General features: G+C 54.4%; 14 protein-coding genes and 1 pseudogene. 1 reads left to right on the top strand and 14 read right to left on the bottom strand.

From position 1 onward, the window contains the following. From KP814_RS31230 to KP814_RS31285, 12 genes are all read right to left on the bottom strand, one after another. On the bottom strand, positions 1 to 1,481 hold a 1,481-nt coding region (locus tag KP814_RS31230; RefSeq protein ID WP_253938768.1), incomplete at its 3' end, for a DUF6531 domain-containing protein. 291 nt (positions 1,482 to 1,772) lie between these two features. Then, complete coding sequence (sctL, locus tag KP814_RS31235) at positions 1,773 to 2,402, bottom strand: type III secretion system stator protein SctL (protein WP_216740450.1); 630 nt, start codon at positions 2,400 to 2,402, stop codon at positions 1,773 to 1,775. Beyond that, positions 2,381 to 3,076, bottom strand: a complete 696-nt coding sequence (locus tag KP814_RS31240; RefSeq protein ID WP_216740451.1) for a SctK family type III secretion system sorting platform protein — start codon at positions 3,074 to 3,076, stop codon at positions 2,381 to 2,383. The genes sctL and KP814_RS31240 overlap by 22 nt, the downstream gene beginning before the upstream one ends. 31 nt (positions 3,077 to 3,107) lie before the next feature. After that, positions 3,108 to 3,905, bottom strand: coding sequence for a type III secretion system inner membrane ring lipoprotein SctJ (gene sctJ / locus KP814_RS31245; RefSeq protein ID WP_253938769.1), 798 nt, complete (start codon positions 3,903 to 3,905; stop codon positions 3,108 to 3,110). Between the two features lie 2 nt (positions 3,906 to 3,907). Further along, entirely contained in the window at positions 3,908 to 4,321 is a 414-nt protein-coding gene (gene sctI / locus KP814_RS31250; RefSeq protein WP_216740452.1) for a type III secretion system inner rod subunit SctI, read from the bottom strand. 2 nt (positions 4,322 to 4,323) lie between these two features. Beyond that, positions 4,324 to 4,725, bottom strand: coding sequence for a hypothetical protein (locus KP814_RS31255; protein WP_216740453.1), 402 nt, complete (start codon positions 4,723 to 4,725; stop codon positions 4,324 to 4,326). Further along, positions 4,722 to 4,946, bottom strand: a complete 225-nt coding sequence (locus tag KP814_RS31260) for an EscF/YscF/HrpA family type III secretion system needle major subunit (RefSeq protein ID WP_011397073.1) — start codon at positions 4,944 to 4,946, stop codon at positions 4,722 to 4,724. The genes KP814_RS31255 and KP814_RS31260 overlap by 4 nt, the downstream gene beginning before the upstream one ends. Next, the gene (locus KP814_RS31265; RefSeq protein WP_253938770.1) at positions 4,930 to 5,253 is read right to left on the bottom strand and encodes a hypothetical protein; all 324 of its coding nucleotides are present in this window, start codon (positions 5,251 to 5,253) and stop codon (positions 4,930 to 4,932) included. Before KP814_RS31265 ends, KP814_RS31260 begins: the two co-directional genes overlap by 17 nt. Continuing rightward, positions 5,234 to 6,598, bottom strand: coding sequence for a type III secretion system inner membrane ring subunit SctD (gene sctD, locus KP814_RS31270; RefSeq protein WP_216740454.1), 1,365 nt, complete (start codon positions 6,596 to 6,598; stop codon positions 5,234 to 5,236). The genes KP814_RS31265 and sctD overlap by 20 nt, the downstream gene beginning before the upstream one ends. Positions 6,599 to 6,750: 152 nt before the next feature. Next, positions 6,751 to 8,472: a type III secretion system outer membrane ring subunit SctC gene (sctC, locus tag KP814_RS31275; RefSeq protein WP_216740455.1), complete on the bottom strand. Its 1,722-nt coding sequence runs from the start codon at positions 8,470 to 8,472 to the stop codon at positions 6,751 to 6,753. A gap of 198 nt (positions 8,473 to 8,670) precedes the next feature. Further along, positions 8,671 to 9,669: a hypothetical protein gene (locus KP814_RS31280; RefSeq protein WP_216740456.1), complete on the bottom strand. Its 999-nt coding sequence runs from the start codon at positions 9,667 to 9,669 to the stop codon at positions 8,671 to 8,673. Positions 9,670 to 9,924: 255 nt separating this feature from the next. Next, positions 9,925 to 10,551, bottom strand: a complete 627-nt coding sequence (locus KP814_RS31285) for a bifunctional 2-polyprenyl-6-hydroxyphenol methylase/3-demethylubiquinol 3-O-methyltransferase UbiG (protein ID WP_216740457.1) — start codon at positions 10,549 to 10,551, stop codon at positions 9,925 to 9,927. Between the two features lie 78 nt (positions 10,552 to 10,629). Here KP814_RS31285 and KP814_RS31290 point away from each other — a divergent pair, with 78 nt between their 5' ends. Continuing rightward, complete coding sequence (locus tag KP814_RS31290) at positions 10,630 to 11,538, top strand: LysR family transcriptional regulator (RefSeq protein ID WP_216740458.1); 909 nt, start codon at positions 10,630 to 10,632, stop codon at positions 11,536 to 11,538. A gap of 141 nt (positions 11,539 to 11,679) precedes the next feature. Here KP814_RS31290 and KP814_RS31295 read toward each other — a convergent pair whose 3' ends face one another. Both KP814_RS31295 and KP814_RS31300 read right to left on the bottom strand, forming a co-directional pair. Next, positions 11,680 to 12,003 (bottom strand): leucine-rich repeat domain-containing protein, encoded by a 324-nt coding sequence (locus KP814_RS31295; protein WP_216740459.1) that lies wholly within the window; start codon positions 12,001 to 12,003, stop codon positions 11,680 to 11,682. Positions 12,004 to 12,054: 51 nt separating this feature from the next. Next, positions 12,055 to 12,181: pseudogene (locus KP814_RS31300) on the bottom strand (ISAs1 family transposase); the annotation flags it as partial.

Raw genomic sequence — 12,181 nt, forward strand, 5'->3', positions numbered from 1 at the left:
CCGCGGTGGTCGTAGTAGTAAGTGGTTTTGCCGCCGTTGCTGTCGAAGGCGTGGGAGACTTTATTGGCGATATCCCATTCAAAACGGTAATCGTAAATGCCGCGATCGCCCCACTGGCGCAGACACTTGCCGCTCGGGCTGTACTGACTCCACTCGAAATAGAAGCTGAAGCCGGTTTTCAGGGTGCGGCGGGTGATGACGTGATGGCGGTAGGCGTAGGTTTCGCTGGCGCCGGCCCGGTCTGCGGCGCGGATCAGGTCCTGCTGCTCGTCATAGTCGTAGGTGGCCAAGGTCGCGACGGCGCCGTTGGACTGGATCGACTGAATCTCGCACATCAGGCCCTGGGCGTTGTGCAGGATATGCAGACGCGGTCCCCTGTTGGCTTGCAGGATGGTGATGGGACGCGCATAACCTTTCACGTCCTGCCAGTAAGCGATGTCGATGCGATTGCCCAAGGCGTCCACCAGAGCTTCCAGGCGGTAGGCGCCGTTGCCGCCGACAAAGACTTTATCCGGCTGTCCCATCTGCTGCAGCGCGTAGGTGTTCTCGTCCACCCGATGCAGGGTCATGCGCTCCGCCGCGTTGCGGCTGGACTGTTCGATCAGGGGACGCGGGAAGTCGATATAACGGCCTTCATCGGTGGTGAAGGTGATGCGGCCGTTGTCCTCTTCCAGGGTTTGACACAACAGGTGCGTCCAGCCCACGCCCAGGCCGCGCTGATGATTGTTGGAGCTTTTATAGGTGCGCTTCCACACTAAAGGCATGGGACCGGGCAAGGTGAAATCCACCAGATCCAGCAGTTCCTCGCCGGTGATCATGCTCACAGGATCGCCGCTGACGCAGGCTTCGTCGTTGGCGGTTTGAGTTTCGCCATTGTCGTTGTGGCCGCTGGCGTCGCTGACGGACGTCTCTTCGGGGCTGGGCGAGGACGAAGCAGGCGGCGGCGCTCCATAACTGGTTTTTGGGCTCTTTTCACTGGCCCAGCCCACATTGCCGTTGAACGACGGATGGCTTTCCGCCATGGGATTGGAGGCGGCCGCGCCGCCCGCAGCAGTCCCCGCCGGACGTTTCGGCGAGGGCGTTTTCACCGGCTTCAGGCGATTCAACAACTGGGTGGCGGCATGAGTATTAGACTGCCCCGGCGTCAACTTCTTGTTCTTCTCAACGATCAACGGATGGAAAGGCTTTTCGCTTGCATCCACCACCAGCAGCACATTGTCATGGCGCGCTTCACGAATCAGGGTATTGCGCCAGCTATTAAACACCGCCGCGCTGCGGCCGGGAAATTTGTTGGAGGTGGACTGGAAATGACTTCCCTGCAGCGAGGCGATAAAGGCGTCGAAATCTTTGCCGCGCCCGTCTCCGTCGCTCAGACATTTCTCGATATAGCCAATGGCGGTGGTGGGCGACTCAATGCGCGTCAGCTCATCGGCGACGATATCCAAGTGATGTTTGACTTGGAAGCGACGGGGGTAATGCATCAGGAAACATCCCTTGTTAAAGGCCACTGGGGCGGAGACGGACAAATGATAATTGGAAAAGCGACAAAATCTGGCCGCATTGGCGACCGGGCGCGCTACATTGTACGTTTGGCCTGCCGCTGTCCCAATCCACCATTCGGCATATGCCGTAGGTGCAGTCCTGCAGATAAATGCCCTGTAGGGTAAGTGTTCGGGAAGTGCAAGAGTGTCCGCTTTCTGGAGCGTTTAGCCACGGCAGACAAATAGTTTGATAAGAGTGCGGGCGGGCCGCCCGCGCTCCCAGGGAAGTATTTAGTTTTGGGGAGCGGACAAGGCTTGCTCCACCAGCGTATTCAGCTTGGCGAAGCGGTCGGAGATAGAGCCTTTGATAATGCCGGCGTCCCCTTGCAATACGTAGGCGTCGCGGGGAAGTCGTGGGTCCGCTGTGATGTCGAAGTATTCGATGCCCGGAAAATGAGACAGGACATCGGGTAACGCCGCTTTCACTTGAGCTTCCATTTCGGGCGCAACATGGACTGTGACGCGATAGTCCTCACGCAAGGACGCCAGACCGGTTTGAATCAGGTTCGCGACTTTCACCTCATCGCCGATATCGCCAAACAGTTTCTCCACGCTGAGTTTCACCAGCTCAATCAAATCCGACTCCGCCATCTGCAGCATCTGATGAGCCCGCATACTGGCGGTGATCAAGCGTTCGGCGCTTTCCTCTTTGGCCTTCGCCAGACCATCCTGATAGCCGCTTTGTAACGCCGCCTGCGCCTGTCTTTTCGCGTCAGCCAGGATTACATCCGCTTCGGCGCGAGCGGCGTCGAGGAGCCTGTCCGCATCATGCCAGGACTGGTAATCAGACGCCTTAACAAGGCTATTTCTAACTTTAATTTTCTCTTGTATGTTTCTGATTAAAATGAAATTGGCTTCCATGACGGCATGATCTCCAGAGCAATTTTAAAAAGTAACCCCCTCGCCTTTTCCACGGCGTCAGGGTAATTAACGTACAACGTCATGTTGGGCATTTCATCATTCGTAGAACAATGCGCGAAGCAAAGGGAGTGTCGCTTGGGGAAGAAAAACGGCAGGCGTTTTTGCGCAGATGGCGGCAGACTCGCTGACGCCGTCGCCAGCAACGTTACTCCCGCACTTTGGATCATTTTGTAGACAGTCGGCGTATCTTCGTCGGCCAGCACGGGGACATGATCCCAAGCGGCGCCCACCATAAACTGCGCCCGCTCCAAAGCGAAACAATAGCCCTCCTCCCCAAACGCGACTTTTAATTCGCGCTGACGACGTCCGCAAATGATTCGCTTCAAGTCGCGATAGTGCAGCGCTAACCCCGCCCACATGGCGAATTGGGGGGCATTCATCGAGGTTTGCGTCAGCAACTGCAGCAACGGATCGGAAAACGCCTCCGGGGCGACCGGCTCTAAAGGCTCGGACTGCTCCAGTAAAAAGCGGTTCAGGGTTCTTGTGGCGTCAGTCCGACCTAGCATGGCGGCTAAACTCGTAGGCGTCAGCCAGGGCGCGAACCAGCTGGCGTCGGCGTAAATGCCCGGAGCGCCGTTAAAACGGGCCGCCTGAATAAGAAGTTCTGCTCGCATTGACGAACTCACCTTGGGGTCACCGTGGACATTAAGCCTGCTCTAAGGCCAGTGTGTGAGCACTGCGTTGTTTCATACGTCGATACAGCAGCAGATTGCCGCCGAGAGCGCAGATCAACAGCAACCCGCCAATGGCGAGCAATCCGTAAAGGCGATCGATCGACCCGGCGGCGACATTTACGGAAAACACACTCTCCATCGCAGCGCCGCCAGCGACCGGCGCGGCCTGAGTCGGAAACAGCGCGACGGCGATATTGTCATAGCTGAGCCCTTCAATGCTGTTGTTCACCAGCAACTTAATCTGCGGCACGAAATCATCCAGATTGACGGTGCTTTCATACTTGATGAACACCGAGGCGGAGGACACTTTCAACGGCGCTTTTTTGTTCTCCACCTCTGGCATCACCACATGCACGCGGGCGGTAATCACGCCGTCCAGTTGCGACAGGGTCGCGGCGATCTCCTGAGACAGGCCGTATATGTAACGCGCCCGCTCTTCCAGGGGCGATGAGATCAGGCCGTCTTTCTTGAACAGCTCGCCAACGCTGGTGAAGTCATCCCGAGGATAGCCCCTGCTTTTAAGCAGGCGAATCGCCTGAGACAACTGCGCACGCTCGACGCTGAGAGCGACAGTCTGCCCTTTCTGGCCCGGGACTTTTTCCGCCTCCAGGCCTTCCTCCAGCAGAATCGACAGCATTTCCGCGCCTTCTTTCTCGGTCAGATCGCTGTACAGCGTCTCTTTACAGCCGCTCAGGGCGAAGACAAGCAGAAAGCCCAGCAAAAACCGCATTCGACGGGAGAATCGGTATGGTGTGGATGTGTTTTTCATGGCTACTGACTCTTGAGCAACGTATCCAGGTTCTGCGTGCTCTTGCTGACGGTTTTACTGATCAGCTCGCCCTGCAGCGTCAGTTGAGCGAGGTCCATCTGCAGCTTGAGCATATCGCTCATATTGAGTGGGTCGGCGCTGTTCAAGGTGAGCTGCATCGCCTCCATTTGCTGGTCATAGCCGGACTTCACGTTCTGCATGCCCTGCAGCACTTTATCTCCCAGCGTGTTATCCGACGCCTCTACGCCCAACGTGACGGGCGACCCGTCCGATGTTAAGTGCGCAGACGCGTCCGATTGTGGCTGAAGACTTTGCTGAAAACGCTCCAACGCCGCCGGGTCCGCCGTCAGTTCCGGGGCGGCGAGTTGATCTGAATTGAGAAAATTCAGGCTGTATTGAATATTGATAGGGTCCATGGTTACCTGCCTTCTATTTCATGCTGGATGATGTCTTGGGCCAATTTGGCGGCGGTGGCGTCCGGCGACTGGGAGGTCTTGGCCAGCAACGCCCTCGCCTCCTCTTCGCGCCCCTGTTGCAACCAGATCAAACCCTGGAAACAGCTCAACACCGGGTCGCTGTTGTGGCCGCCTCCGACGCTATGTCCGCGGCCGCGCCCAGGTTCCTGCAGCCGCTCCGCCAACGCCAGCCCCAGGGTCGACGCGGGGTTGCCTGGTTTGATCCGGTTCACCGTCGTGAGCACTTTGCGTGCGTCGTCGACAGCGCCTTCGAGCAGCATGTCGAAGGCTTCCAGAGCCAGTTTGCGCAGAACTATTCTATGTAGAACCAGGTCGTCGATGCTGGCGTCCATGTCTGCGCTCACTGCATTTTCTGCACGATGCTGGCGATGGTGTCCTTGAGGGACTTGATCGTCGTGCTCTGCAGGTTGGTGATCAGTCCCCACTCCTGGACCTTCTGCTGAAATTTGATCAGGTCCGAGGAGTTATTGGGGTCCATGCTGTTGGCGAAAGAACGCAACTCCTCTTCCTTCAATGTCGCCTGGCGACCCATCGCATCGTTGATTGCATCAAAATTGAACGCCATATCGTCTTCCTCCATCGTCAGTGTTGTTTATTCGAGCATCGTTAAATAACGCGCTATTAAATTGAGGGCGGTTAAATCGGCGGATCACCAGATCCACCGCCGCATCCAGATCCGCCAGCAGGTAATACTCTGACGGCTGACATCCCACCTTCAGGCGCGCTTGTAACTGCCGCTGATAATCCACCAGCAGTTGCAGCCACTCCTGGGGCGTACGTTCGCTAAAGTTGTCTCCCATTTGCTTCTCCTGTGGTTCCGTTGTTGTTAACACGGCGGTGATATTGGCCTGATTAATATTCGTCAGATTCATCCGCGCCGGAACCGACGCGATACTTGATCAATTCCTCGCCGCGCCGCAGGACGACAGCGTCCTTGGCGACCTGCTCCAGAAAATAGCCATCGCTGACATGGGCTCCCAGGCCATAACGGCGTCCGTTCGCCAGCACAAGATGGGGAACCGCGCCCAGGCTGACGCTACGAATCGCCAGCGTGGGCCGAGCGTCGGCGATGACCGCCAAGTCCAGCGTCCCGCCGAAGCGCTCCTGAAACTTGCGTTGAACCCGCCGCCACGCCTCGGAGTCCTCCAGACGAATATCCGAGGTGATGGACAAACGCCCATCTTGCGCATTGACCAGCACTTCTTTATCGAGCCCTTCCTCCTGCAACCACTGTTTAAGTTGATTCAGTCGGCTTTCCGGCCTCTCTACGCGGTCCTGAATGTGCGTCAGGCCGGGAATGTCGGCGAGCAGCAGCTCTTTTTGTCGCAACCAGTTGTCCAGACTTGTTTCAATACCGCTGATCACCAGCTCTCCGGGCTGAGTTCCGAGACTGACCGTCAGATGCGATAAATGAAACTGTTGTAGCAGGGTTTCCGTTGAGCGTTTGACGCTCTCCATGACGCGGATATCAAGCTCGAACGGCGCATTCAGCGCCTGCAGACGCCGCTTTAGGTCCGCCGCTTGCGCAGCGGTGTCGACGTAACCACTGATCAGCCATTTGTTCGCGCCGTTACTCAGGGTCTGAGGATTGACGGCGAGTCCTTCGAAACGCCAGTCCTGAGCGACAATACCGGCGAGATCCAGGGACGCTTTCGGCTGGATAACGCCAGCATCGAGAAAGCGGCTGTTGAAGATCACGCCGCCGGCGATGAAACACAGAAACACCGGCAGCATGAGTTTGGAGCTTCGTGGCAGTCCCCTGCGGACGTTGTCCTGGCGCTTGTCCACGGGATCTTTCGCATGCTCCGACTCTGCTGCGGCAGGAAGATTAGACGCGTTGGATTCCGCCGCGTGGTGAGGCGTGGGCAGTGAAATGTCCGGCCAGCGCTGGTTGGTCGGGCCAAAACAAAAATGCAGCATCCCCAGGGAATAAATCGAGAATGCGTCGACTTTTACATCCAGCTCGTCGACCTCCCGCCATTCGCACAGCAACGCCACGCTTGTCTCATTGCCCGTCTCATTTGCTGCTTCCCGTAGCAGGCGCACGCCGTCCACTCCAACATCCAGCGTAAACGCCAGCTCGGGCAGCAGTTTGTCGTGCAACACAATGTCGCAATCGTCTGCAGAACCGACCCGGTAGGCGCGGTTTTCGAGGCGCATTTCCGCGCCTGCGTGAGGCCCGGAGAGCAACTTGATCATCCATTGTGCGCTAGTCATTGCTGTACTTGTGTCCGGTTTGTGAGTGAAGCATTTGGGTTGCGGCGAAGCTGTATGGAAGTCGCCGCGCTTGTGTTAACAGTGCCGTAGCTTGTGTTAACAATGTCTTAGAAAGGCGCCTGCAACCATATATCCACAGGCCTAATTGGCTTCTATGGCGTAAAGAGTTCCGGGGCCGTGCTCAGATACTTGTTGATCAGGGATTCCAGCCGGCGGTTGTATTTAATTTCAGCCGTGTTGGAGCCGACGATGCGGGGTGAAATCAGAAACAGTCTGGCTCGTTTCTGCAGCTGGCTGCCGTCGGTGCGGAACAGGCGCCCTAATAGCGGGATATCGCCCAGTACGGGAATCTTGCTGCTAGTGGAGGAGTCCTGATTGAAGTAATAACCGCCGACAAGCAGGCTGCCGTTGTCGTTCACCAGGGCTTCGGTGGTGATGATGCTTTTGCTGACGGCGGGTATGTCATCCACGGCCTGTCCGGTCTGCTGGCCATCTTCGATATTGATATTCAGATGAATTTTATCGCTGAGATCGCCTTTCACGATGTGCGGCGTCACTCTGACCACTGAGCCGACGGACACCGGAAACAGGTCCACTTCCCTATCGCCCACCAGCCGCACGTAAAAGGTGGTGCTGTGATCCAACACCGCTTCGATGTTATCCAAGGTCAGAATCGTCGGCTGGGACAGCACGCTGGCGTCGCCATCTTCCGATAAGGCGCGAATACGAGACAGAAACAAGTCTTGCGTGTTGGTCAGCAAGGTAGAGAAGTTAGCGCCGTCGCCCACCACAAAAGACAGCTCGTTAGGACTGCGCGGCAAAGCGCCTTGAGAGAAATCCGCATTGGTGAAACTGCCGTTGCGCCCGTTAATCTGCCACTCAAATCCCATTTCGTTCAGACGATCCGTACTCACGTCGATAATCGAGACTTCAATCTCCACCTGGCTTCTAGGTTGGTCCAGGGAGTCGATGAGTTCCTGATAGAGGGACATTTTCGACTGGCGATCATGCACGATGACCGCATTCAGACGCTCGTTGGCGATGATATATCCCGCCGTTTCCGAGTTGACGCCGCCCTCCTCGCTTCGCACGGAGACGATCTCTCTGTTGGCCTCCTGAGAGGGCGTGATGTCCGTCGGCCCGTAACGTCCCTGAGCCAGCCCTTGTCCTTTCAGTCTGGGAAGGGGTCTCGGCGCAATCGCGTTGACGGTCGGTTCAGAGATGCGCCGACCTAAAATCGCCTGCAACGAAGAGGCCACGCCGGGAACCGCTATTCTTTGCCCGCCAATCACCATGGAGCGATCATCCGCCCAGGCGTGCTTGAGTTCAAACACCTGCACCACAAAGGCGTCGCCGGTTTTGGGCTTGCCCTGTTGTCCAGAGCTCAGAATGTCCGCTACTTCCTTGACCAGCTGGGTATAACGGGGCGGCCCGGACACCATCACGATTCCTTCACCCGGGATGGCCCTGAGAGTATAGCGTCGGTCCAGCACGCCCAGATTCGTCAGGGTTTTGATCAGGCGTTGAGATGAGACGTCCTGCAGATGAATCAGATCTGTCTCCACTTCGCTGGCGCCGTAGACGTAGAGCACCTGGCCGTCGTAGTACCACAACAGGCTGTGCAGCTTGGCCAGTCTGTCGATAAAGTCTCGGGCTGGCGCTTTTTCGAAGCGGCCATTGACCACGCCCTGAACTTTATCGCTGACCACAACCGGCGTATTGATCGCAGCGGCGAACTGCTGCAATAGCTCTTGAATGGGCTCATTTTCCGCATAATGGCCATAGCTGAGTTTGGCCCAAGGCCATCCCTCAGCGCGCACCGCCACACTCGACAGGCACAATAACAATACGATTAATGACAGTAGCGGCCTCATCTTCTATTCCTCTGGTCTGTGCAGGCTGGCAGCCTTGCGGATTCAAACTGAGTTCAGATTAGAGGTCCGGCCGGTTTGGCCATATCAGCCTACCGATGTATTTGTGCAACATGGCGGAAAAACAAGAAGCGAGCGCCATCAAGTCTCGCCAATGTGTCTCACCACCAGCGAACCAGGATGACGCTCAATCACCGCTCCTTAACTGGAAAAAATATTGATGCGATTTAACAACGACATAAAGTTAGTCGCGCCTGCTTGCAGGTTGTTGCTTATGGTTTTCTGAAATTTATCCATAAGGTTCGGGTTAGCGGTGGACGCGGATTTCAACACCGCCTTATAAACGTCGATCTGCTGATCATTGTTTAGGTCATCGAATCGAGTATTCGCGTCCAACTCCTGATCTCTCACCAGCTGCGCCGCCTTCCTGTCTATCAAACCATCGAATCCCAATCCTTCTTTCTTCATAAAGACCGAAAGCTGACGGCCGAAAAAGGACAGCTGATCGCGGGTTTCCTGCATGGTGACGTTTCTTTGCAGAGACGCGCCCACACTCAGCTCTCCCCACATCTGATTACGCTCCTGGGACTCATCCAGAGGCGGGAGATCATCGAACTGCGCCMGTTTTTGCAGTGCGATGATTTCTTTCTCCTGCTGCAGCCTGATATTGAAATCATGCTCAGTCCCAGGTACGCCATCAGACCAATTGTCAGTCCGTTGCCGCGCATTATCTTCAGCTTGCTGGACTTCATCCGCGCTTAAATTATCAACATCAAACGCCAGAAAATCCTGAAACTGCCCCGCCACCAGCGCCGCGTCGCCCGTAGCGTGATGCGTCCCGCTAAAAGAGGTCAAGGCCTGTTCCTTGAGCCGTTCATGGTGATTGGCCCGATCCATATCGTTAAAAAGCGTCTCCGCATTGCCTTCCATACGAGAGAGCGGAACCCTGTAGTGCTGCTCCCTGACGGACATATCCCGCAGCGGATTATTCGGCAGACGGTTATAAACCGCCGACTTTAAATTGGCGACGCCTTCAAAAAAGCCGCTGAACATAGAACGGCCATTCTGATCCTGATGGGCAACAGGATTGGGGTTACGCGCCAACGCAAGAGCGCCAGGTTGATGAACAACGCCGCCGCCAGCCTGAACATGATTTTGAGGGGCGATTGGCCCTACGCCACCGCCGTCACCAATAGTCATAATAAATATCTCGCCTTATCGACCTTAAAGAAAATGACTGATATGGCTCCACAGCCGAGAAAACTGCGTGCCATAAAGGCAAAGTAATCAGGGCGGGAACAGGCAGGTATCGGTCTGTGGATCTATTTTTTCTGCTCTGTGTTTGTGGATAAGCTGCGCCGCAAGAGAGAGGCTAGAGGCTATTTTTCCGCCGAATTAATAACAGAACGCAGAACAGGTTTTGTTTAGACTCTGGCGCGACGGTTTGTTGACCCCTTAACGGCTTTTCCTCGCGACGAGGAAATACACATCTTTCGTCGTCTCGGGTATCCACTTGTAATCAATCTCAAACCCTTCCCTTTCCATACTCACTTCAAGGCCTTTGCGGGACAGAAACTTCACGTAAGGCATGAGTCGCAATAGCTTGCCCACGGGAGTGATAAGCCGCAGATAGGGCCGCGTATCGGATAGACATGCGGTATTGCTAATGAAAACGCCCCCCGGTTTCAACAGCCTGTACACTTGGTGTATCGCCTGATCCGGATCGCGCAATAAGTGCAAAATATTCAGCCCAAGAATCGCATCATAAGATTCTGACTGCCCGCTATAGTCATCCAACGTCGCCACATCGAATCTTAATCCCGGGACAGGTTGATCGCGCAGTTTCGCTCTGGCGATATCTATCATTTTTGAGGATGCATCCGTCGCCAGGTATTCAGCTACCCGCGACGCGTGAACTAGCGCCGTTGACCCAGTCCCGCAGCCGAATTCCAGTACACGCATGTCAGCGCTTAGAAATTGCTGTGTAACAGCGAGTTTTTTCTCGTAGGCGCCAACATCGGCCACCGGCCTTCTGGCGTAACGCTCGGCGGCTCTGTCCCAGAACTTAATTGAAAAGTCCATCTGAATCCTCTTGGTATTTGGCGATTAACTATTAGGATTTTACCTATACGTAGTTATTGCTAACATTGCTGAATATGAATGAAGGTTATGCATATTTGTATGGAATGGCGACCAGTAAACTTTGATTGGAACCAAGCACGGGCATTTCTGGTTACAGCGGAAGAGGGATCTCTTTCCGCCGCCGCTCGCGCACTGGGCATTTCCCAGCCGACACTGAGCAGGCAGGTGAGCGCACTCGAAAAAGAGCTTAGCGTCGCACTGTTCGAACGAGGGTCAAAAGGACTGGAGTTAACGCCTAACGGGTTGGCGTTGTTAGGCTATGTCCGCGCTATGGGTGAGGCGGCGGGAGGTCTATCTATGGCGGCGTCGGGTCATGCCCGATCGGTGGAGGGAACAATAGTTATTTCCGCCACAGAGGTCACGGCCGCCTTCATCCTGCCGTCCATCATCATAAAGCTGAGAGAACTATATCCCGGCCTCCACATCGACATCATCGCATCCAATATAGCCAGCGATTTAAAACGCCGGGAAGCAGATATCGCCATCCGCGCGTTCCGCCCTACTCAGCCGGATTTAATCGCAAGAAAGCTCAGCGATATAAAAGCCACGCTTTACGCTACGCCAAGCTACCTGGATAAAATAGGCCGACCTAAAACTCCAAAGGACTTCAATAACGCCCGTTTCCTTGGGTTCAGCACCAACAATGACGGCTATATCAAAGCGTTGAAAGAGCATGGATTTGAACTTAGCGACAAAAACTTTCCTGTGAAGACTGACGGCCACCTGGCACACTGGGAAATGACCAAACAGGGCCTGGGTATCGGCGCGATGCCAATTGAAATCGGTGATATGGAGCCGTCAGTTGAAAGAGCCATTCCTCATTATGAAGCATTCAAAGGCGAAAGCTGGCTCGTTTCTCATCGCGAACTGAAAATGAATCTAAGAGTGAGAACCGTTTTTGACTTTTTGGTGGGGGAATTGTCTTAGTTACCGAAACACTAAACTCAGACACACTAACGCCTAGCATCAATCACAATTTAGATATACGTTCGAGTCCTTTTTAATATAAAACACATTACAAAATTTCGGATCAAGGCTTCCAATCTTGTTAAAAAGAATATTCACCCCTTAGAATTTTTCAGGTTTATCATAGATATCGTGAGCTTTCGCGGCATCACTTCCGTATATATCTTCAACATCCTCATTAAAGCCAATGCTCACAAAGGCTCTAACAAATCCGTGATGGCCTTCTACAGACCTTCTTAGTTCAGGTAAAGCAGCTATCTCCACCGGCAACTCTTTCAATTCATTCGCGCTCAGATCCAACATGGTTAATTTCGTCATCATTCCAATTTCTCTAGGTATATCCCTCACTTTATTGCCCGATAAAGAAAGACCTACAAGAGCATCAAAACTTCCAATTTCATCCGGAATAACGGATATTTTATTCATTGATAGATCCAATATCTTGAGCTCCTCATTCAGGCAAATCGCACTATGTGGCTACATAGTAGCCAGACCCGATAGCACTTTTTTTAAGTAACCATGGTCCCAGCCCGCTCGTAGCCTCTTAGTTTTTATACCTCCTTTGTCCGTCTTCTCATTCTTCAATAAATTCAACGCCATATGT

This window comes from Hahella sp. HN01 (assembly GCF_018986435.1).
GTDB lineage: Bacteria > Pseudomonadota > Gammaproteobacteria > Pseudomonadales > Oleiphilaceae > Hahella.

What these genes read in the sequence shown, in the direction of transcription:
- sctC (WP_216740455.1), bottom strand. Translation starts at nt 8,472, where the DNA reads ATGAGGCCGCTACTGTCATTAATCGTATTGTTATTGTGCCTGTCGAGT.
- KP814_RS31265 (WP_253938770.1), bottom strand. Translation starts at nt 5,253, where the DNA reads ATGAATCTGACGAATATTAATCAGGCCAATATCACCGCCGTGTTAACA.
- KP814_RS31240 (WP_216740451.1), bottom strand. Translation starts at nt 3,076, where the DNA reads ATGCGAGCAGAACTTCTTATTCAGGCGGCCCGTTTTAACGGCGCTCCG.
- KP814_RS31290 (WP_216740458.1), top strand. Translation starts at nt 10,630, where the DNA reads ATGAAGGTTATGCATATTTGTATGGAATGGCGACCAGTAAACTTTGAT.
- KP814_RS31295 (WP_216740459.1), bottom strand. Translation starts at nt 12,003, where the DNA reads ATGAATAAAATATCCGTTATTCCGGATGAAATTGGAAGTTTTGATGCT.
- sctJ (WP_253938769.1), bottom strand. Translation starts at nt 3,905, where the DNA reads ATGAAAAACACATCCACACCATACCGATTCTCCCGTCGAATGCGGTTT.
- sctI (WP_216740452.1), bottom strand. Translation starts at nt 4,321, where the DNA reads ATGGACCCTATCAATATTCAATACAGCCTGAATTTTCTCAATTCAGAT.
- sctL (WP_216740450.1), bottom strand. Translation starts at nt 2,402, where the DNA reads ATGGAAGCCAATTTCATTTTAATCAGAAACATACAAGAGAAAATTAAA.
- KP814_RS31260 (WP_011397073.1), bottom strand. Translation starts at nt 4,946, where the DNA reads ATGGCGTTCAATTTTGATGCAATCAACGATGCGATGGGTCGCCAGGCG.
- KP814_RS31285 (WP_216740457.1), bottom strand. Translation starts at nt 10,551, where the DNA reads ATGGACTTTTCAATTAAGTTCTGGGACAGAGCCGCCGAGCGTTACGCC.
- sctD (WP_216740454.1), bottom strand. Translation starts at nt 6,598, where the DNA reads ATGACTAGCGCACAATGGATGATCAAGTTGCTCTCCGGGCCTCACGCA.